This is a genomic window from Paraburkholderia metrosideri, from assembly GCF_904848625.1.
Lineage (GTDB): Bacteria > Pseudomonadota > Gammaproteobacteria > Burkholderiales > Burkholderiaceae > Paraburkholderia > Paraburkholderia metrosideri.
The window spans coordinates 316,853-337,460 of the sequence record NZ_CAJHCP010000006.1 but is presented as its reverse complement, the minus strand read 5'-3'; the positions used below and the strand labels follow the sequence as shown (position 1 = coordinate 337,460).

21 protein-coding genes are annotated in these 20,608 nt (G+C 62.8%); 15 read left to right on the top strand and 6 right to left on the bottom strand.

The annotated features are described in order from the left end of the window. Nucleotides 1–27 precede the first annotated feature (27 nt). Nucleotides 28–1,443: a lactate utilization protein B gene (locus LMG28727_RS15225; RefSeq protein ID WP_201643158.1), complete on the top strand. Its 1,416-nt coding sequence runs from the start codon at nt 28–30 to the stop codon at nt 1,441–1,443. 218 nt (nt 1,444–1,661) lie between these two features. Here the strand turns inward: LMG28727_RS15225 and LMG28727_RS15220 are convergent, their stop codons facing one another. Then, nucleotides 1,662–2,228, bottom strand: coding sequence for a hypothetical protein (locus LMG28727_RS15220; protein ID WP_236591911.1), 567 nt, complete (start codon nt 2,226–2,228; stop codon nt 1,662–1,664). A gap of 266 nt (nt 2,229–2,494) precedes the next feature. Here LMG28727_RS15220 and LMG28727_RS15215 point away from each other — a divergent pair, with 266 nt between their 5' ends. From LMG28727_RS15215 to iscX, 10 genes are all read left to right on the top strand, one after another. Continuing rightward, nucleotides 2,495–2,734 (top strand): hypothetical protein, encoded by a 240-nt coding sequence (locus tag LMG28727_RS15215; RefSeq protein WP_201643157.1) that lies wholly within the window; start codon nt 2,495–2,497, stop codon nt 2,732–2,734. A gap of 220 nt (nt 2,735–2,954) precedes the next feature. Next, the gene (locus LMG28727_RS15210) at nt 2,955–3,452 is read left to right on the top strand and encodes a low molecular weight protein-tyrosine-phosphatase (protein ID WP_201643156.1); all 498 of its coding nucleotides are present in this window, start codon (nt 2,955–2,957) and stop codon (nt 3,450–3,452) included. Nucleotides 3,453–3,583: 131 nt separating this feature from the next. After that, a complete protein-coding gene (iscR, locus tag LMG28727_RS15205; protein ID WP_201643155.1) occupies nt 3,584–4,114 on the top strand; it encodes a Fe-S cluster assembly transcriptional regulator IscR in 531 nt (176 codons plus the stop codon). An 80-nt stretch (nt 4,115–4,194) separates the two neighbouring features. Next, nucleotides 4,195–5,418, top strand: coding sequence for an IscS subfamily cysteine desulfurase (locus tag LMG28727_RS15200; protein ID WP_074764422.1), 1,224 nt, complete (start codon nt 4,195–4,197; stop codon nt 5,416–5,418). 70 nt (nt 5,419–5,488) lie between these two features. Next, nucleotides 5,489–5,905, top strand: coding sequence for a Fe-S cluster assembly scaffold IscU (gene iscU, locus LMG28727_RS15195; RefSeq protein ID WP_201643154.1), 417 nt, complete (start codon nt 5,489–5,491; stop codon nt 5,903–5,905). 218 nt (nt 5,906–6,123) lie between these two features. Then, nucleotides 6,124–6,447, top strand: a complete 324-nt coding sequence (gene iscA, locus LMG28727_RS15190) for an iron-sulfur cluster assembly protein IscA (RefSeq protein ID WP_201643153.1) — start codon at nt 6,124–6,126, stop codon at nt 6,445–6,447. A gap of 119 nt (nt 6,448–6,566) precedes the next feature. Continuing rightward, nucleotides 6,567–7,094: a Fe-S protein assembly co-chaperone HscB gene (gene hscB / locus LMG28727_RS15185; protein WP_201643152.1), complete on the top strand. Its 528-nt coding sequence runs from the start codon at nt 6,567–6,569 to the stop codon at nt 7,092–7,094. A 174-nt stretch (nt 7,095–7,268) separates the two neighbouring features. Then, nucleotides 7,269–9,140: a Fe-S protein assembly chaperone HscA gene (gene hscA, locus LMG28727_RS15180; protein WP_201643151.1), complete on the top strand. Its 1,872-nt coding sequence runs from the start codon at nt 7,269–7,271 to the stop codon at nt 9,138–9,140. A gap of 151 nt (nt 9,141–9,291) precedes the next feature. Beyond that, nucleotides 9,292–9,633, top strand: coding sequence for an ISC system 2Fe-2S type ferredoxin (gene fdx / locus LMG28727_RS15175; RefSeq protein ID WP_201643150.1), 342 nt, complete (start codon nt 9,292–9,294; stop codon nt 9,631–9,633). Between the two features lie 15 nt (nt 9,634–9,648). After that, on the top strand, nt 9,649–9,846 hold the full coding sequence (iscX, locus tag LMG28727_RS15170; RefSeq protein WP_074764412.1) for a Fe-S cluster assembly protein IscX: 198 nt from the start codon (nt 9,649–9,651) through the stop codon (nt 9,844–9,846). 159 nt (nt 9,847–10,005) lie between these two features. Here the strand turns inward: iscX and LMG28727_RS15165 are convergent, their stop codons facing one another. From LMG28727_RS15165 to LMG28727_RS15145, 5 genes are all read right to left on the bottom strand, one after another. Further along, nucleotides 10,006–10,737: a glycine zipper 2TM domain-containing protein gene (locus tag LMG28727_RS15165; protein ID WP_201643149.1), complete on the bottom strand. Its 732-nt coding sequence runs from the start codon at nt 10,735–10,737 to the stop codon at nt 10,006–10,008. A 324-nt stretch (nt 10,738–11,061) separates the two neighbouring features. Beyond that, nucleotides 11,062–12,603, bottom strand: a complete 1,542-nt coding sequence (gene lysS / locus LMG28727_RS15160) for a lysine--tRNA ligase (protein ID WP_201643148.1) — start codon at nt 12,601–12,603, stop codon at nt 11,062–11,064. A 162-nt stretch (nt 12,604–12,765) separates the two neighbouring features. Beyond that, nucleotides 12,766–13,870 (bottom strand): peptide chain release factor 2 gene (gene prfB, locus LMG28727_RS15155; RefSeq protein ID WP_175149361.1). Its coding sequence is split into 2 segments (ribosomal slippage): nt 12,766–13,788 and nt 13,790–13,870, totalling 1,104 coding nucleotides; the frame shifts between segments, so codons are not numbered across the junction. Between the two features lie 232 nt (nt 13,871–14,102). Continuing rightward, nucleotides 14,103–15,809, bottom strand: coding sequence for a single-stranded-DNA-specific exonuclease RecJ (gene recJ / locus LMG28727_RS15150; protein ID WP_201643147.1), 1,707 nt, complete (start codon nt 15,807–15,809; stop codon nt 14,103–14,105). A gap of 28 nt (nt 15,810–15,837) precedes the next feature. Beyond that, nucleotides 15,838–16,995 carry a regulator gene (locus LMG28727_RS15145; protein ID WP_201643146.1) on the bottom strand — a complete coding sequence of 386 codons (1,158 nt, stop codon included), beginning with the start codon at nt 16,993–16,995 and terminating at the stop codon, nt 15,838–15,840. 153 nt (nt 16,996–17,148) lie between these two features. Here LMG28727_RS15145 and LMG28727_RS15140 point away from each other — a divergent pair, with 153 nt between their 5' ends. From LMG28727_RS15140 to LMG28727_RS15125, 4 genes are all read left to right on the top strand, one after another. Beyond that, on the top strand, nt 17,149–17,394 hold the full coding sequence (locus LMG28727_RS15140) for a hypothetical protein (protein ID WP_201643145.1): 246 nt from the start codon (nt 17,149–17,151) through the stop codon (nt 17,392–17,394). 323 nt (nt 17,395–17,717) lie between these two features. Further along, nucleotides 17,718–18,971 (top strand): lipoprotein-releasing ABC transporter permease subunit, encoded by a 1,254-nt coding sequence (locus LMG28727_RS15135; RefSeq protein ID WP_201643144.1) that lies wholly within the window; start codon nt 17,718–17,720, stop codon nt 18,969–18,971. Further along, nucleotides 18,964–19,707, top strand: a complete 744-nt coding sequence (gene lolD, locus LMG28727_RS15130) for a lipoprotein-releasing ABC transporter ATP-binding protein LolD (RefSeq protein ID WP_201643143.1) — start codon at nt 18,964–18,966, stop codon at nt 19,705–19,707. Before LMG28727_RS15135 ends, lolD begins: the two co-directional genes overlap by 8 nt. A gap of 36 nt (nt 19,708–19,743) precedes the next feature. Then, the gene (locus tag LMG28727_RS15125; protein ID WP_201643142.1) at nt 19,744–20,532 is read left to right on the top strand and encodes a TatD family hydrolase; all 789 of its coding nucleotides are present in this window, start codon (nt 19,744–19,746) and stop codon (nt 20,530–20,532) included. Nucleotides 20,533–20,608 lie beyond the last annotated feature (76 nt).

Here is a 20,608-nt window from a genome sequence, read left to right as displayed (position 1 = left end):
TAGTGCTCGATAACGCATAAGGCCGCCATGCAGATTCAATCGATGCAGTTCAAGGCTCGCGCTGGTCAGAAACTGGCCGACCAGCGTTTGCAGCAGAACCTGACCAAGCTGTCCACCAAGTTCGTGTCGGCCCGCGCGACCGCGATGACCGCGATCGATTTCCCGGCCACCCGTGCCGCGCTCAAGGAGCGCCGCAATCGCGCGCTGGAAAACCTCGACGTGTGGCTGGAATGCTTCGAACGCGAAGCAACCCGACGGGGCGTGACCGTGCTGTTCGCCGAGACGACCCAGGAAGCGGCGCGACTCGTCGGCGACATTGCGCGTCGGCATGACGTGAAGAAGGTGATCAAGACCAAGTCGATGGTCACCGAGGAAATGCGTCTGAACGAAGTGCTCGGCCAGATGGGCGTGCAATCGATCGAAACCGATCTCGGCGAGTACATCCTCCAGATCAACGACAACGAACCGCCGAGCCACATCATCGCGCCGGTCGTCCATAAAGATAAGGACGAGATCGCGGACCTGTTCGCGAAAACGCACGGCCGGCCGCGTCTGACCGAGATCCCCGATATGACGCGCGAAGCGCGTGACATGCTGCGTCCTCATTTCATGAGCGCGGACATGGGCGTGACGGGCGGCAATTTCGTCGTCGCGGAAACCGGTTCGGTCGTCCTGGTGACGAACGAGGGCAACGAGGGCATGTGCACGGTCATGCCGCGCGTGCATGTAGCGGTCACGGGTATCGAAAAGGTGCTGCCTACGCTGGAAGACCTCGCGACGGCGATGCGTCTGCTACCGCGTTCGGCGACCGGGCAGGCCACTTCAAACTATTTTTCGCTGCTGACCGGGCCGCGCGGTGAGGGCGACCAGGACGGACCCGAGCATATGTATGTGGTGCTGGTCGACGGCGGCCGCACGGGGCTGATCGGCGGCGATTTTCAGGAGATGCTCCGGTGCATCCGATGCGGCGCGTGCATGAATCATTGCCCGGTTTATCAGAAAGTGGGCGGCCATGCGTACGGCTGGGTTTATCCCGGACCGATGGGTTCGGTGTTGACGCCGAGCTATGTCGGGATAGACAAAGCGCTGGATTTGCCGCAGGCCGCGACGTTATGCGGAGAGTGCAATAGCGTTTGTCCCGTGGGCATTCCGCTGTCCGACCTGCTGCGGAAGTTGCGCGAGAAACAGGTTGAGCGGCGCCTGCGTCCGTGGAAGGAGCGCGTCGGGTTCGCGGTTTGGGGCTTTCTGGCGCTGCATCCAGATGCTTACGCTCTTTTCACCAAGCTGGCCGTGCGGGTGCTGGAGCGCATGGGTGGGCGCAACCGGTCGATTGCACGACTGCCACTGGGTGGCGCGGGCTGGACCAATACGCGGGAGATGCCGGCGCCGGTTGGTCGTACGTTCAGGGAGTTGTATGCGGCGCAGCGCAGCCATCTCGGCTGAAGAGAGGGGTTTGCGTGTGAAGTGAGCCGGAGCGCCTGAGTGCTGGGCAGTTAGGCGCGCACCGCTATACCGACCACCACGGTGCGCGGAGCGCCTTGGCTCGACCGCGTACGGCAATTGGCTCGCGCATCAAGTTGCCCCCGCAGTCAGCGAATGCTCGACAACGTGCGAGCGTTAGCCGCTCATGCTAGCCAACGCTCGCGCACGTCAGGTAGAACTCAATGCTGGGTGAATTGCCCACCAGATTGATGGCCTGATCCGCCTGAAGCTCTTCTTGTATCCCCATTGCCGTTGCCATTGCTGTTGCCATTACCCCGGCCACCGCCATTGCCGGCCTGCTGTGGCGGCTGTGCCGGCGGCCCTCCCGCGCCCGGCCTCGGACCGTTTGGCCCGCCTGGCCCCCGCGGCCCGCCGACCGCACCTTGATGCGGCGGCCCTCCGTTCGGTGGCCCGTGGTGGCCATTGTCGCCGCCGCGGTTGTCGTGGTTTCCGTAATTACCGTTGTTCGAATGCCCGCGATCCGGATAGCCGCGAGGGCCGGGGCCCGGACCGTAATAACGCCCTGGGCCGCCGTTGTAGCCCGGTGCCGAGTAATTGCTGTACCCCATATAAACATTGGTTTGCGGCACGATCGCCGCGCCCGGCGCGTAGCCGTCGTAACCGTCATAGCCCGGGGAAGTGCCGCCATAACCGTTGCCGTACATTGGCGTGCCGTCCGGATAGACCGCGCAGCCGCCAAGCAGGGCCGCGACCATGATGCCGGCGAGTGGTGCAAAACGTTTCATTTCGTAGACCAGTGCGAGAGGATTACAACTGTAAGGCCGCTATTATCGCCATCCCTCGCAAGAGGTTTGTATGTCTTTGTAAGGATTTATTTTTTTGTGCTTTTATGTCTGATGATTGCGCCGCGAAAAATTATCAATTGACTGTTCTATTTGAAGCAACGCTGTATCTCAGGCAGGTGGTTTTTCCTGATTGCGAATTTCTATAAGATTTCGACTGGGCATAGTGGGTCACAAGCTCATGCGCCCCTAATTCGGAAAACGACATCATGAAAAAGACAATATCGGTGTACTGGCCCCTTGCCATTGTTGTGCCCCTTGCAGCTGTTGCCTACTTGCATATTTGCGCCAATATCGGCTCACGCGTGTCCCAGGCGCCGCTCGACGCGGACCAACTGACCGCTGAACTCGCGCGCGCCGTTTCATACGGAATGATCGACACTGCGTCGGCGCTGCCGGCCAAACCCATGCGTGCTGCCACGGCGATGCCGATGGCCGACGCGTCCTGAGCGCAGGTTGACGCTCGAACTGAAGGGCGGGTTAGGCGCGAGATAATCGGCAGCAGCCCTCTGCAGCTTGGCGCGCGAAGCGTGCATTCGTGGTGGTTTAGTCGGCTTGGCAACCGTGGCGCGGCGTCAGGCGAGATTTCGCGGGGCTTTGTATAATCCCGGCACTTTTCGCGAACGGTCGCTCTTACGTGTGGCGTCGCGTAGCCCCGGAAGATTCCCGATGAAAACTGTATCCGTCTGCTTCGTATGCTTGGGGAACATCTGCCGCTCGCCCACTGCCGAGGGCGTGATGCGTCATCTGGTGGGCGAGGCCAAGCTAACGGAGCGCATTCTGATCGACTCCGCGGGCACGGGCGACTGGCACATCGGCGAACCGCCCGACGAGCGGGCGCAACAGGCAGCAGGGCAACGCGGTTACAAGCTGGCTGCATTGCGCGGACGTCAGATCGCGGCGGCGGACTTTGAGCGCTTCGATCTCGTGATCGCGATGGACGACAAGAACGTCGCCGCATTGCGCCAGATCTGCCGACCAGCGCAGCGCGACAAGATTCGACTGCTGCTGGAGTTTGTGCCCGAATCGGACAGCCGTTGGGGCGGTGTTCGCGAAGTCGTCGACCCGTATTTCGGCGGCGGGGAAGGTGTTGAGCAGGTGCTGGATCAATGTGAGGCGGCCTGCCGCGGTTTGATCGCCGCGTTGCGTCCCCAGTTGCGAGTTTAGGCCCGAAGCCCGCTTCCGCGCCGGTTTCAGCAATTAAGCAAATGACCCAAATCGCGATAGGGATACTTGACTAAATCGCTCATGTATTTATACTTGACAAAACTTGTCGAGAATTGCGGTCCCACACTTATATGAGACTCACCACGAAAGGCCGTTTCGCCGTCACGGCGATGATTGACCTGGCACTGCGCCAGGAGCAGGGCCCGGTGACGCTTGCGGGTATCAGCCAGCGCCAACATATCTCCCTGTCCTATCTCGAGCAGCTGTTTGGCAAGCTGCGTCGTCACGAAATCGTCGAGTCCGTGCGCGGACCGGGCGGCGGCTACAATCTGGCCCGCCGCGCTGAAGACGTCACAGTGGCCGACATCATCATCGCGGTCGACGAGCCGCTCGACGCCACCCAATGCGGCGGCAAAGGCTCGTGCGAAGGCACCAAACAGCACGACGGCCACTGCATGACCCACGAGTTGTGGTCCACGCTGAACCAGAAAATGGTCGAGTACCTCGACTCGGTTTCCCTGAAAGACCTGGTCGATCAGCAACGTTCACGCGAAGGTGCGCCGGCAGTATTGCGCGACAGGCGCAACGAAGCTGCGCCGGCCGAGCCTGTGCGCGTCGCGCCGAAAGGGCCGAATTCCGTTTTCAACATGGCCGGTTCGTGAGGCGCGGTAACCAGAACTCACCGCAGCCTGATAGATAAAGAACCCAGAAGCCAGAGCACATGACGTCCCCGGAGCAATTGATGAACAACGACTCTCTCCATCTGCCCATTTACATGGACTACAGCGCTACGACGCCGATCGACCCGCGCGTGGTGGACAAGATGATTCCGTATCTGCGCGAGCAGTTCGGCAACCCCGCATCGCGCAGCCACTCGTATGGCTGGGACGCGGAGCGCGCAGTCGAAGAAGCGCGTGAAAACGTTGCCGCGCTGGTGAATGCCGATCCGCGCGAAATCATCTGGACGTCGGGTGCGACGGAGTCGGACAACCTGGCCATCAAGGGCGCCGCGCACTTTTACAAGAGCAAGGGCAAGCACATCATCACGGTGAAGACCGAGCACAAGGCTGTGCTCGACACGTGCCGTGAGCTCGAGCGCGAAGGCTTCGAAGTTACGTATCTGGACGTTAAAGACGACGGTCTGATCGACCTCGACGTGTTCAAGGCTGCGATTCGTCCGGACACGATTCTGGTGTCGGTCATGTCGGTGAACAACGAAATCGGCGTGATTCAAGATATCGACGCGATCGGCGAGATCACCCGCGAAAAGGGCATCATTTTCCACGTCGACGCCGCGCAAGCCACCGGCAAGATCGTAATCGACTTGCAGAAACAGAAGGTCGACCTCATGTCCTTCTCGGCACACAAGACGTATGGCCCGAAGGGCATCGGCGCTTTGTATGTGCGTCGCAAGCCGCGTATCCGTATCGAAGCGCAAATGCACGGCGGCGGTCACGAGCGCGGCATGCGTTCGGGCACGCTGGCTACGCACCAGATCGTCGGTATGGGCGAAGCGTTCCGTATCGCACGTGAAGAAATGGCAACGGAAAACGAACGTATCCGTATGCTGCGCGACCGGCTGCTGAAGGGCCTGTCGGAAATGGAAGAAACGTACGTGAACGGCGACATGGAAAAGCGTGTGCCGCACAACCTGAACATCAGCTTCAATTTCGTCGAAGGCGAATCGCTGATCATGGCGGTGAAAGATGTGGCGGTGTCGTCGGGTTCGGCCTGTACGTCGGCTTCGCTGGAACCGTCGTACGTGCTGCGCGCATTGGGTCGTAACGACGAACTCGCGCACAGCTCGATCCGCTTCACGGTGGGCCGCTTCACGACCGAGCAGGATGTCGATTACGTGATCAACCTGCTGAAGACCAAGATTTCGAAGCTGCGCGACTTGTCGCCGCTGTGGGAAATGCACAAGGACGGGATCGATATTTCGACTATCCAGTGGGCAGCGCACTGACGCGCCGTTGGCACAGAATCGAATTTATCGAATTGCAATTGCAGGTTGAAACGGATCAAGGAGTGTAATCATGGCTTATAGCGACAAGGTTCTGGACCATTACGAAAACCCGCGCAACGTCGGTTCCTTTGCGAAAGACGACGACGCGGTCGGCACCGGCATGGTCGGCGCACCGGCATGCGGCGACGTGATGAAGCTGCAGATTCGCGTGGGCGCAGACGGCATCATCGAAGACGCGAAGTTCAAGACGTATGGCTGCGGTTCGGCAATTGCGTCGAGCTCGCTCGTCACCGAATGGGTGAAGGGTAAGACGCTCGATCAGGCCATGTCGATCAAGAACACGCAGATCGCCGAAGAACTGGCGTTGCCGCCGGTGAAGATCCACTGCTCGATCCTCGCGGAAGACGCGATCAAGGCAGCGGTCGCCGACTACAAGCAACGTCACGGCGAAGCGGCAGCGGTCGAAGGCGACAAACAGCACGCCTGAAGTTAAGGCATGCTGCGGCGGCGCGGCCGGCCCGCTTATGGGGGCCGGCCGCGAGCAATAGCCGCCAAGTTGAGTAGCAAATCGAAGCGGACGGTGCAGTTGAAGTTCAAAGCGCCGTTCAGCATGAGCGATATTTGATGCAGGCAGGGTAGCAGTGCGGCAGCAGGCAAACGGTGATAAACCGGGCGCCGGGCACGTGCTGCGCAATGAGAAACGCTATGGCAATTACGTTGACCGAAAAGGCAGCACAACACGTCCAGAAATATCTGACCCGTCGCGGTAAAGGCGTCGGTCTTCGCGTTGGCGTGCGTACCACCGGTTGCTCCGGCTTGGCCTACAAGCTCGAGTACGTGGACGAGCTCGCGCCCGAAGACGAAGTGTTCGAATGCAACGGCGTGAAGATCATTGTGGACCCGAAGAGCCTCGCTTATATCGACGGCACGCAACTCGACTTCGCGCGCGAAGGGTTGAACGAAGGCTTCAAGTTCAACAACCCGAACGTGAAGGACGAATGCGGCTGCGGCGAATCGTTCCGGGTCTAGGATCGACATTTTCCGCGTGCAGCGGATCAAAGGCGGCGCGGGCCGCCTTTTTAGTTTGATCCGCGAAATTTTTTTGACTGCACTCCCGTGCGCTTTCCTGAACGGACCTCTTCTATCCGATGGCCTCGCTGAACGACAGCCACTTCGACCTGTTCGATCTGCCAGCGCAATTCGCGCTCGACTCCGCCGCGCTCGATCACGCGTACCGCACGGTGCAGGCGCAAGTGCATCCGGACCGCTTCGCGGCGGCCGGCGACGCGCAAAAGCGTATCGCAATGCAATGGGCGACGCGAACCAATGAGGCTTATCAGACGCTGCGCGATCCGTTGAAGCGTGCAACCTATCTGCTGTCGCTGCGCGGCATCGATGTCGGCGCGGAGAACAATACGGCGATGGAGCCGGCGTTCCTGATGCAGCAGATGGAATGGCGCGAGAGTATCGAAGACGCAGCCGCGGCGAAAAACGTCGACGCGCTCGACGCGTTGCTCGACGAATTGCGCAATGAAGAGCGCATGCGGTTCGACAAGCTCGGCGCGTCGCTCGATAGCGGCGCGAATCAGGCCGCGGGCGAGGCGGTAAGGCAATTGATGTTCATCGAGCGGGTGGCGTCGGAAATCAGTGCGCAGATCGACCGGCTCGAGAACTAGTTTTTAGAGCGCGCGGCGCTAACCGGCTCATCAGTTGGCACGCGCCTGACGGCAGCGACCGTCCAGCAGGCTCAGGCAGTTCGGGCTCCAGCAGTCGGCACCCGGCAGCCGTAGCAATACACCCAGTAACGCGAAAATTTCAGGACGGGGCCACGCGGCCCCGAGAAGATCCAGATGGCCCTACTGCAAATCTCCGAACCCGGCATGGCGCCGGCGCCTCACCAGCGGCGCCTGGCGGTCGGTATCGATCTCGGCACCACCAACTCCCTCGTCGCTGCCGTGCGTAGCGGCGTGCCCGACGTGCTGCCCGACGAAGACGGCCATGCGCTGCTGCCGTCGGTGGTGCGCTACCTGGAAAAGGGCGGCCGCCGTATCGGCCGTCAGGCCAAGGCCGAGGCTGCGAGCGATCCGCGCAACACGATCGTGTCGGTCAAGCGTTTCATGGGCCGTGGCAAGGCAGAAGTGGAGGGCGCAGAAAACGCGCCGTACGATTTCGTCGATGCCCCCGGTATGGTGCAGATCCGCACGGTTGACGGCGTGAAGAGCCCGGTCGAAGTGTCGGCGGAAATTCTCGCGACGCTGCGCCAACGCGCTGAAGACTCGCTCGGCGACGAACTGGTCGGCGCGGTCATCACAGTGCCCGCGTATTTCGACGAAGCTCAGCGCCAGGCCACCAAAGACGCCGCGCGTCTGGCCGGCCTGAACGTGCTGCGTCTGCTGAACGAGCCGACCGCGGCGGCGATTGCCTATGGGCTCGATAACGGCTCCGAAGGCCTGTACGCGGTCTATGACCTCGGCGGGGGCACCTTCGACCTGTCGATCCTGAAGCTCACCAAGGGTGTGTTCGAAGTGCTTGCGGCTGGCGGCGATTCCGCGCTCGGCGGCGACGATTTCGATCACGCGTTGTATCGCCACGTGCTGGAGCAAGCCGGCATCGCGCCGAACACGCTCGCAGCGGAAGACGTCCGTCTGCTGCTGGACAACGTACGCGAGGCCAAGGAGGCCTTGTCGGCCGCGGCTGAGGCAACCCTTGCCGTCACGCTGTCGAACGGCACCAGGCTCGATCTGACGATCGGCGAGGCGGCTTTCGAGGCCATCACGAAGGATCTGGTGCAAAAAACCTTCGGTCCGACGAAAAAAGCGCTTCGCGACGCGAAGGTCACGACCCGAGAGGTCAAGGGCGTCGTGCTGGTCGGCGGCGCCACCCGCATGCCGGTGATCCGTCGCGCGGTCGAATCGTTCTTCGGCCAGCCGCCCTTGATCAACCTCGACCCGGATCAGGTCGTCGCGCTCGGCGCGGCAATCCAGGCCGATCTGCTCGCGGGCAACCGCGGCGCGGACGGCGACGAATGGCTGCTGCTCGACGTGATTCCGCTGTCGTTGGGTGTCGAAACCATGGGTGGCCTGACCGAGAAGATCATCCCGCGTAATTCGACGATTCCGGTCGCGCGTGCGCAGGATTTCACGACCTTCAAGGACGGCCAGACGGCCATGGCGATCCACGTCGTGCAAGGCGAACGCGAACTCGTCAGCGACTGCCGCTCGCTCGCACGTTTCGAGCTGCGCGGTATTCCGCCGATGGCGGCCGGCGCGGCGCGGATTCGCGTAACTTACCAGGTGGATGCGGACGGCCTGCTGTCGGTGTTCGCGCGGGAACAGGCATCGGGCGTGGAAGCGTCGGTGGTGGTGAAGCCGTCGTACGGTCTCGCCGACGACGACATCGCGAAAATGCTCGAAGAGAGTTTTTCGACCGCCGAAGTCGACATGCGCGCCCGCGCGCTGCGTGAGGCGCAGGTCGAAGCACGCCGTCTCGTCGAAGCGACCGACGCGGCGCTCGCTGCCGACGCCGAACTGCTCGACGACAGCGAACGCGCCGAACTCGACGCGTTGCTCGATGCATTGCGCAACGTCGCGCAAAGCGACGACGCCGACGTAATCGAAGCCGCGACCAAAACGCTGGCAGAAGGGACCGACGAATTCGCTGCCCGCCGCATGAACAAGGGCATTCGCCGCGCGCTCGCGGGCCGCAAGCTCGACGACATCTGAGCGTGGCGCTAGCGCGGCCGGCGGTCCATCGCTGAAGCGCAGCGCAAAAAACCGGAGCGCATCGCGCGGACTTAAAAAGTCCGCGTGTCGCCAGTAAAATGGCACGGAGCCTGTTGGCGGCTGCCGTGCCTCAGACCCAAACGGAAAATGTATGCCTCAAATCGTTGTGCTGCCCCACGTCGAACTGTGCCCGGATGGCGCGGTGCTCGATGCCGAACCCGGCATGAGTATCTGTGACGCACTGCTCGAAAACGGCATCGAAATCGAGCACGCTTGCGAGAAGTCGTGCGCGTGCACGACCTGCCACGTCATCGTGCGTGAGGGTTTCGCCGCCTTGACGCCATCCGAGGAAGACGAGGACGATCTATTGGACAAAGCGTGGGGGCTCGAACCGGCCTCGCGTCTGTCGTGCCAGGCTTTGGTGCCGGCTGAGCAGGATCTGGTCGTGGAAATTCCGCGTTACACGATCAATCACGCGAAGGAAAATCACTAACAGGAGGATGCAGCCATGAAGTGGACCGATACGCAAGACATCGCGATGGCCCTGACTGACAAGCACCAGGACATCGACCCGCAGCAGGTGCGTTTCACCGACTTGCATCGCTGGGTCACCGAGCTCGAAGGTTTCGACGACGATCCCGAGCGTTCGAACGAAAAGATTCTTGAGGCGATTCAGGCTGCATGGATTGAAGACGCGGACTATTGAGCGTGTGGCTTGTTTAGAGGCCACGACTGCTGAGCAGTCATCCGTGCCGCGTCGGCTGCTACTCCTGCTGCGTCGACCGCGGTAAAGAAAAAGGCGATTCCATCGGAATCGCCTTTTTCTCGCCTGCCGAAAACGCGTGACTTCGTTCCTGACCGGAGTTCAGCTCGCAACCAGCGAACCGTTTTCGATTCGCACATGCTCGCCTTGCTGGAACGGCGGCGCTTCGTGGTACGTGAAATAGCGCGTTTTGCCGCTTTCCATCCGCACGCGCACCGAATACGACGTCGTGCTGCGAATGTGCTTTTCCACCGAATTTCCGGCGAGACCACCGCCGAGCGCGCCAAGCACGGTCATCGCGGTCCGGCCGCCGCCCGCGCCGAACTGATTGCCCACGACGCCACCTGCCACGGCGCCCCCGACCGCACCGATACCGGTGCCATGACCTTCCTGACGTACCGCCGAAATCGCGACGACCGTGCCGCACGTCGAGCAATAGGCCGCTTGCGGAGCCGGTTGCTGCGCGAACTGCGGTGCCGCCTGTGCCTGCTGCTGCTGTGCGTACTGTTGCTGCTGCGCCGGCGTCGCAGTGGGCGGGGCGGATTGCGCCGTCTGCTGTGGCTGCTGTGGCTGTTGCGCGATCTGTTGCGAAGGGGGCGTCGACGCGTTGGTCGATGGATTCACCGGCGCGGCGGAATCGACGACGCCCGGCTGGGTCGTCACCTGTGCGGCCTGACTTTGATCGCTTTGCGCCGCGCTGCTCGACGCTTTCGGAAACAGTCCCGTCACGGCGGCCGTGGCCGCGAGACTGGCGATGATGACTGCGCCGGCAGCGACGGCTACCAGCGGATGAATACGGCGTTGCTGCGTGGGTTTGGTCACGGGATTGTCCATGTTGGCCTCCGTCTGTTGCAGAGTCGACTGTTATTGAGATCGAGTGTCCGGCAATTCGATCCCGGCGACGTTTCAATTTGTAACCGCTGGTGGGCGGCCATTCCGGACCGTCGGCATCAGAATCGCCGCCGTTCCCAACCCTCTTCAGCGTTCGCCAAATTGGAGCCGATCCGCGTGCACGACAGGCTTGCCGTAGCTTTTACCGATAGTTACAAGCGGCCGGCCAGCACGAGGCGATCTCAACGAGTACGCAGCAAGAAAAACGCCCGGCATCGAGCCGGGCGTTTTCTTCGCCAGTGACAGCGCAAAGCAGCATAAAACCAATCAGTCTTCGCGGCGCAGATGCGGGAACAGAATCACATCGCGGATGCTCGGGCTATCGGTCAGCATCATCACCAGACGGTCGATACCGATACCGCAACCGCCGGCCGGCGGCATCCCGTATTCGAGCGCGCGAATGTAGTCCGCGTCGTAGAACATCGCTTCTTCGTCGCCGGCGTCTTTCTGATCGACCTGCTTCTTGAAGCGGGCGGCCTGGTCTTCCGGATCGTTCAGTTCTGAGAAGCCGTTAGCGATCTCGCGACCCGTGATGAACAGCTCGAAACGCTCGGTGATGCCCGGCGCGTTGTCCGATGCCCGCGCCAGCGGCGACACTTCGACCGGATAGTCGATGATGTACGTCGGCTCCCACAATTGCGACTCGGCGGTCTCTTCGAACAGCGCCAGTTGCAGCGAGCCCACGCCGGCATTCAGGAACTGCGGCTGCGACGCGTCAACGCCGAATTTCTTCAATTCGGTGCGCAAAAATGCGCTGTCGGCAAGCTGCTCGTTCGTGTATTGCGGTGCGTATTTCTGGATTGCCTGCGTGATCGTCAGACGATGGAACGGCTTGGCCAGATCCAGCTCACGACCCTGGTAGGTGATCGTGGCGGTGCCGAGCGAATCGATGGCAGCCTGGCGGATCAACTGCTCGACGAAATCCATCAGCCATTTGTAATCGGTGTACGCGGCGTAGAACTCGATCATCGTGAATTCCGGATTGTGGCGCACGGACACGCCCTCGTTACGGAAGTTACGGTTGATCTCGAACACGCGCTCAAAGCCGCCGACCACCAGCCGCTTCAGGTACAGCTCAGGCGCGATACGCAGGAACATCTGCATATCGAGCGCGTTGTGGTGCGTGGTGAACGGCTTGGCCGCGGCGCCACCCGGAATCGGGTGCAGCATCGGCGTTTCGACTTCCATGAAGTCGGCGTCGGACATGAACTTGCGGATCGACGAAATCGCTTTGGTACGCGCGACGAACGTCTTGCGCGTTTCCGGCGTGACGATCAGGTCGACATAGCGCTGGCGATACTTCATTTCCTGGTCGGCCAGACCGTGGAACTTGTCCGGCAGCGGACGCAGCGACTTCGACAGCAGGCGCAGTTCGGTACAGCGCACTGACAGCTCGCCCTTGTTGGTCCGGAACAGCACGCCGCGCGCCGCGACGATGTCGCCCATGTCCCACTTCTTGAACGCGTCGTAGGTTTCCTGACCGATATCGGCCGGCGTGATGAAGAACTGGATCTGACCCGAACCGTCGCGCACGGTCGCGAAGCTCGCTTTACCCATCACGCGCTTGAGCATCATGCGGCCGGCAATCGCGACTTCGAGCGGGTTCGCTTCGAGCGCTTCCTTGTCGGACTGCTCGTACTTCGCCTGCAGATCTTCGGCGTGGTGCGTAGGACGGAAGTCGTTCGGATAGGCGACGCCTTGCTCACGCAACTCGCGCAGCTTTTCGCGGCGCTCGGTCATGATCTTGTTGTCGTCCACCTCGGGCGCGACAGTCGGCTGGGCCGCATTGGGCTGGGTCGGTTCGGTCATGGTGAATTTGGTGTTCGGTGGTCCGCATGGAAGGCACCGGAGTGCGGCGCATGCGGAAAGCCAGTCAGTGTAAAAACCTCAGGCGGTAAAAAGATGCGGCGCGGCGTTGATTCAAGGCCGCGCCGGTTGTGCTCAGGTTCGCACGCCGTTCACGTTCGGCGCTTACACGCCCTGTTTCAGGCTCGCGCTGATGAACGGATCGAGGTCGCCGTCGAGCACGCTCTTCGTGTTGCTGATTTCGACGTTGGTACGCAGATCCTTGATGCGGCTGTTGTCCAGCACGTACGAGCGGATCTGGTGACCCCAGCCCACATCGGTCTTGCCGGCTTCGAGCTTGTCCTGCTCTTCCTGACGCTTGCGGATTTCCGCTTCATACAGACGCGATTTCAGCATGGCCATCGCTTCGGCGCGGTTGCGGTGCTGCGAACGGTCGTTCTGGCACTGCACGACGATGCCCGACGGCATGTGCGTGATACGCACCGCGGAGTCGGTCTTGTTGATGTGCTGACCGCCCGCGCCGGACGCACGGTACGTGTCGATGCGCAGATCAGCCGGGTTGATGTCCACTTCGATCGAGTCGTCGATTTCCGGGTACACGAACACCGACGAGAACGACGTATGACGGCCGCCCGACGAGTCGAACGGCGACTTGCGCACAAGGCGGTGCACGCCGGTTTCGGTGCGCAAAAAGCCGTAAGCGTATTCGCCTTCGATCTTGATCGTCGCGTTCTTGATGCCCGCGACGTCGCCGTCGGTCTGTTCCAGCACTTCGGTCTTGAAGCCCTTGCGCTCGCAGTAGCGCAGGTACTGGCGCAGCAGCATGGACGCCCAGTCGCACGCCTCGGTGCCGCCCGCGCCGGCCTGGATGTCCAGAAAGGCGTTGTTCGGGTCGGCCGGATTCGCGAACATGCGGCGGAATTCCATGTCGGCGACACGTTGTTCGATGCCTTGCGCGTCGGATTCGCACGCGAGGAGGGTTTCCTCGTCGTCTTCGTCGCGGGCCATGTCGAACAGGTCCTGCGCGTCGCGCAGGTCGTTATCGAGCGACGTGAGCTTGCCGACGGTGTCGTCGAGCAGTTTCTTTTCCCGGCCGAGGGCCTGGGCGTGCTTCGAGTCGTTCCAGACGTCCGGGTCTTCGAGTTCCCGGTTGACTTCGATTAGACGCAGTGCTTTGTCGTCGTAGTCAAAGATACCCCCGTAGCGAGTCTGCGCGAGTGCGCAGGTCCGCCAGTGAGGCTTCGATCGCGTTGAGACGTTCCGCTTCCATGTCGATCTTTTATAGCTTCGTAAAAAGACAAAATTATAGCCGATCGGAGACCCGCGCCGGAGGCTGTTGAGCGATCCGGCGCGGGTTTGGGGTTGATTTTGCGGAGATTTTCGGCGCTTCGACGTTGAAAAGCGAAGGCTCTGGTTTGCTGCCCTGATGCCAGGCGACGCTGCATTCCGGGCGTGCCGTCGGGGGCGACCGGTTCGCCAGGCACCTCAGTGCAACGCCGACCTCAACTCACCGCGTGCTCGACGATCAACTGCACCCGTGACACCCCGTTCCACGTATCGCTGGCCAGCCGGTAGGCGACCGTGGTGCGGGCGGGCAGCGTATCGGTATGGTTGAACCAGATCGCGTTGAAGCGCTGGCGACCGCGCATCAGTTGCAGCTTCAGATGCTTGTCCTTCACCAGCGCCTGCGATGCCACATCGAATTCGCCCGAAAACACCGGCGCCGGGAAGCCCTGACCCCACACAGCCGCGTCGAGAATCTCGACGAATTGCGGGGTGAAGTAGGCATCTTCGAGTTCGCCGTCGGTTTCCACGGTGCGCGACAGCGCGTCTTCGGACAGCCATTCGCGGCCGACTGCTTCGAACGCCGCGGTGAAGCGCGGCACGTCGGCGGCGGCGAGCGTCAGGCCGGCGGCCATCGCGTGGCCACCGAATTTGACGATCAGGCTCGGTTCGCGCTTCGAGATCAGATCGAGCGCGTCGCGCAGATGGAAACCGGGAATCGAGCGACCCGAGCCTTTGACGGTCTGGCCGCTGTCGTCGGCCAAAGCGAACGTGAACGAGGGTCGATGGAATTTCTCCTTCAGCCGTCCGGCGACGATGCCGATCACGCCCTGGTGCCAGCCCGGATTAAACAGCGTGATGGTGGTCGCGCCCTCGGGGTTGATCGACGACAGGTCGTCGAGCGCCTGTTGCTGCATGCCGGCTTCGATCTCGCGACGCTCGCGGTTCATCGTGTCGAGCTGTTGCGCGAGGTCCCACGCGCGGCCAATGTCGTCAGTCGTCAGGCATTCGATCCCGAGCGACATGTCCGACAGACGTCCCGCCGCGTTCAGCCGCGGCCCAAGCGCGAAACCGAGGTCGAAACCCGAGGCGTTGCGGGCGTCGCGCGCGGCGGCGCGGAACAGGGCCGCGATGCCCGGCTGCATCTTGCCTTTGCGGATGCGCTGCAGGCCTTGCGCGACCAGCACGCGATTATTGCCGTCGAGCTTGACCACGTCGGCGACCGTGCCGAGCGCGACCAGATCGAGCAGGCCGTCCAGACGCGGTTCAGGAAAATCGTCGCTGAACGCGCCACGGCGGCGCAATTCGGCCCGCAACGCGAGCAGCACGTAAAACATCACGCCGACGCCCGCCATGCATTTGCTCGGGAAGGTGCAGCCCGGCTGATTCGGATTGACGATTGCGCGGGCGGCGGGCAGGTCGTCGCCCGGCAGGTGGTGATCGGTGACCAGCACGTCGATGCCGAGCGCATTGGCCGCTTCCACGCCGTCCACGCTGGCGATGCCGTTGTCGACCGTGATCAGCAGTTCTGGCTTGCCCGACGCGCTGCGCGCGGCCAGTGCGACGATTTCCGGCGTCAGGCCGTAGCCGTATTCGAAGCGGTTCGGCACCAGATAGTCGATCTGTCCGCCGAACATGCGCAGCCCGCGCACTGCGACCGCGCAGGCGGTGGCGCCGTCGCAATCGTAGTCGGCGACCACCAGCATGCGGCGTTTCTGCTGGATCGCGTCGGCGAGCAGGGCGGCGGCGTCTTCACAGCCTTTGAGCGCGACCGGCGGCACGAGCTTCGCGAGGCCGGTTTCGATTTCATCGGGCATGCACACGCCACGCGCGGCATAGAGGCGTGCGAGCACCGGATGCAGGCCGTGGCGGGTGAGGACTTCGGCGTCGACCGGAGAGCAGGCGCGCGTAACGATTCGGGTCATTCGGGAAGGCCGTGGAAAGGTCTGTCAATCATTCGATGAGGAGCGACGCGAGCACCCGCCGCCGCCAGAATTTGCGCAGATCGCCGCGCGTGACCGTGAGCGTCACCGAGCCGGTGTCGCCGCACAAGGTCAGGCCCAGTTCGGCAAGCTGGCCGGACTGCAGCGCGGCCAGCGCGGGTTCGAACCAGTCCGTTTGCAGCGCGGCGAAGGCGTCGTTCCAGCGCGCCCAATCCTGTTCGATGTAGGGCGACGAGAACGGATCGAGTTCGATGAGGGTGCGGTTCGCGGAGGCCGCGTTTGCCGCGCCATTCGACGGCGTGCCCGATTGCGCGCCGCCCGTTCCGTTCGCACCGCCGGCAAGCGCCGACCACGCGGCGAACGACACCGGCGGTTCAGCCGTCCCGGCACCCGCCGTCATGGCCAGTCCACGCGTCGCCGCAGCGTCCGACAACACGCGCGCAAACGGGCTGCGCACCGTCTGCGCGGTGCCCTGCGCATGAAACCAGATCGAGTTCACAGCCGGCAACCCGCGCGCCTCGCGCGCTTCGTTCACCGGATGCTCGAACCACGCCATTTGCACTTCGTTCTGCAGCTTCATCCACGCGCGCGAGCGCTCGCCGGAATGCGCTTCGTGCGGTAGCCAGATTTCGATGTTGCGGCCGCTCGCGCGCAACGGCGACGCCCCCGCCAGCGTGCCGAAACCGTCGCCGGACAGATACCAGCGCGCGGGCTGCGGCGCCTCGATGCGCACCCCGAGTTCCTCGATTAGCGGACGGGCAACCGCCAGCAGCGCGGCGGCGTCAGCGTCCGACAGCTCGAGCGACGCCGGATCGATCAGCACCAGATGATCGTGCGCGATGCGCACATGCACCGGTTGCACGCAGGCCCACGTCGCGCTGCCTGGATCGCCGCCGTCGGCGCGCAGCATGTACGGCGCGAGCGGCGCTTCATCGGCGGCGGCTGCGCTGTCGGGCAGTGCGCCGAACTGACGGGCGACCCAGCGTTCGTGCGGCAGGGTCCGCTGAAAATCTTCGCCGATCACCCGTTCGACCAGCGTCGCGCGCGCGATCAGCCGGTCGAGGGCCGGACTCTGGATGTCGTGAAGGGCGGTGGAGGCGTCCGCTGCGGCAGGCAGCGCGAAGGGCAGGAGAAGATGAAGACGGTTGGCGAGCATGATGCTGCGCATTGTAGGGCAAAGAGTGTGCGAGTATTCCGCCATCAGCTTGTCCGCTCGACAAAACGCGGCGGCGACTGGCGCAACGGCCGGCCGCTTGCCAGACGGGTTGTCGCAGCAGCAGCCGCGCGCGGCGGCACCGCGCCCATGACGAGGGAGACCGGCATGTCGCGTGAACTCAAAACCGAGCAGGAATTGCTCGAACTGGTCGTGAAAGCGCTCGATGCAAATCCGGACACGGCCGGCTGGATACCGACGGGTTTCCACGAGACCGTCGAGGACGAGGCGGGCTGCAACTGGGACATCAGCCATCTGCATCGGGACCGCAAGGACGCGGACCGGCGCGAAGTGGCGAACAGCAAGGCGGCGGCCATCATCAACGAGTTGCGGGGTCGTTACAACCTGCGCTAATGGCGTGGGCGGTGCCGACCGGCCGCGAGCGACGCTCATACAGCGGGCGTTTGCGCGAGCGGCGGGCATTGTATGGCAAACTTCGCGCTTGATCGGTCACTGTGACGGCAGCGGCAGTCGCGTAAAACGCGCTGCGCATGAGTGACGCGGGTGGCGCGCGGATTGCTAGCACGTAGCGCTCGGGCTCGGAACCATCCGCGTCGCCATCACACCAACGATCACGACGCCCGAGCCGCGCGTCAGGCGCCTCGCGCCTTTTGCGCGCACTACAAGGTCGAAAAACGGCCCGACACACGGGCCGAAGAACGCAGAAAAGGATTCGCTTGAAATTTCCCTACGAATGGCAGATTGGCTGGCGCTACACGCGCGCCGGCAAACGCACGACCGGTAACGGCTTCATCTCGTTCATCGCACTCGTGTCGATGTCGGGCATCGCGCTGGGTGTCGCGGCGCTGATCGTCGTGTTGTCGGTCATGAACGGCTTCCAGAAAGAAGTGCGCGACCGCATGTTGTCGGTGCTCGCGCACGTCGAGATCTTTTCGCCGACCGGGTCGATGCCCGACTGGCAACTGACCGCTAAAGAAGCGCGTCAGAACAAGGAAGTGATCGGCGCAGCGCCTTATGTGGAGGCGCAGGCGCTGCTCACGCGCCAGGACGCCGTCAGCGGCGTGGCATTGCGCGGCGTCGAGCCGTCGCTCGAGCCGGAAGTCTCCGACATCGGCAAGGAAATGAAAGGCGGCAAGCTGTCCGATCTCGTTCCCGGCGATTTCGGCATCGTGCTGGGCGCGGACCTCGCGACCAACCTCGGCGTGCAGGTCAACGACAAGATCACGCTGGTCGCGCCCGAAGGCACGATCACGCCGGCCGGCATGCTGCCGCGGCTGAAGCAGTTCACCGTGGTCGGCATCTTCGAATCGGGGCACTACGAATACGACAGCACGCTTGCGCTGATCAACATCAAGGACGCGGAGGCGCTGTTCCGGCTGCCCGCGCCGACCGGCGTGCGCTTGCGTCTGACCGACATGCAGCGCGCGCCGGAAGTCGCACATCAACTGGCGCGCACGTTGTCGGGCGATCTGTACATTCGCGACTGGACGCAGCAGAACAAGACCTGGTTCTCCGCCGTGCAGATCGAAAAACGCATGATGTTCATCATCCTCACGCTGATCATCGCGGTGGCGGCGTTCAATCTCGTGTCGTCGCTGGTGATGACGGTGACCAACAAGCAGGCCGACATCGCGATTCTGCGTACGCTCGGTGCGCAGCCCGGCTCGATCATGAAGATCTTCGTCGTGCAGGGCGTGACGATCGGCTTCATCGGCACGGCGACCGGCGTTGCGCTCGGCTGCCTGATCGCGTGGAGCATCCCATGGCTCGTGCCGATGATCGAGCATCTGCTCGGCGTGCAGTTCCTGCCGCCGTCGGTGTACTTCATCAGCGAATTGCCGTCTGAACTGATTCCGGCCGACGTGGCGCGGATCGGCATCATCGCGTTCCTGATGTCGGCGCTGGCAACGCTTTACCCAAGCTGGCGTGGTGCGAAAGTCCGTCCTGCGGAGGCACTGCGCTATGAATGACCGTTCCGCCAATCTTTCCATGGTCTCTGCCGAAAACGCCTCTTATCCCTTCGTGCTGGAAGCCTCCGGCATTTCCAAAGCGTTCGTGCAGGGCGGTTTGAATGTGCAGGTGCTCAACAACACGCAACTGAGCGTGCGGCGCGGCGAAAAGCTGGCAATCGTCGGCGCGTCGGGTTCCGGCAAAAGCACGCTGCTGCATGTGCTCGGCGGGCTCGACGATCCGAGCGCGGGCCATGTCTCGGTGATGGGCAAGCCGTTCACGAAGCTCTCCGAGCGTGAGCGCAACGACCTGCGCAATCGCGCGCTCGGCTTCGTGTACCAGTTCCACCATCTGCTGCCCGAATTCACCGCGCTCGACAACGTCGCGATGCCGCTGCGCATTCGCCGCATGACGACCGAAGCCGCACGCAAGGAAGCGCTGGAAGTGCTCGAGCGCGTCGGCATGGGACATCGCGCGAAGCATCGTCCGGGCGAGTTGTCGGGCGGCGAGCGTCAGCGGGTCGCCATCGCGCGGGCGCTAGTCACCAAACCCGCGTGCGTGCTGGCCGATGAGCCGACCGGCAACCTCGACGGCGGCACCGCGGACACCGTGTTCAACCTGATGCTCGAACTGTCGCAAACGCTCGAAACGAGTTTCGTGATCGTCACACACGATCCCGAACTGGCGGGCCGCTGCGACCGCATCATGCGACTGCGCGACGGCGTGCTTTACGAAGAGCCGCCGGTGCCGGTTTAAGCGCGCACCGGTGCGCAACCGCTAGCGAGGCTCGTCATGTGGATCGATACGCACTGCCATCTTGACGCGTCGGAATTCGACGCGGATCGCGCCGACGTAGCGGCGTCGGCGCGTCGCGCGGGCGTGGGGCGTATCGTGATCCCGGCAATCGGGCGGCAGAATTTCGCAGCGGTGCGCGATCTGGCGCATCGGGTGGACGGCGGAGCCTATGCACTCGGGATCCATCCGCTATTTACGCCGGGCGCCGCAGACGGCGATCTCGATCTGTTACGCATGGAGATCGAGGCGAGTCTGGACGATCCGCTGTTTGTCGGTATCGGCGAAATCGGGCTCGACTATTTTGTCGACGGTCTCGACGATGCGCGTCAGCAGTTCTTCTACAACGGCCAACTGCAACTCGCGCGCGAATTCGACCTGCCGGTGATTTGTCATGTGCGCAAATCGCAGGATCAGGTGATCAAAGGGCTGCGGCGACATCAGATTCATCGCGGCATCGCGCATGCGTTCAATGGCAGTTTCCAGCAGGCTCAGGCGTATATCGACCAGGGTATGCATCTCGGCTTCGGCGGCAATCTGACGTTCGAACGCGCGCGGCAAATTCGCCGTCTCGCCGAACAGTTGCCGTTCCACGCGCTGGTCGTCGAAACCGACGCGCCGGACATCGCGCCTTCGTGGATCTACAAACAGCGCAACTCGCCGGAGCAGATCCCGGCGATCGGCAAGGGCCTCGCGGACCTGCGCGGGATGAGCGCCGACGAAACCGCCCTAGGCACAACGGCTAACGCGCTCGCCGCACTGCCGCGACTCGCACTTTCCTCGGCATAATCGATCTCGTTGATCTAGTGGTTCTCGCGGGGCGAAACCCACGTCCGGCGGGCCCGCTAACGCCTGTTCGTCGTGC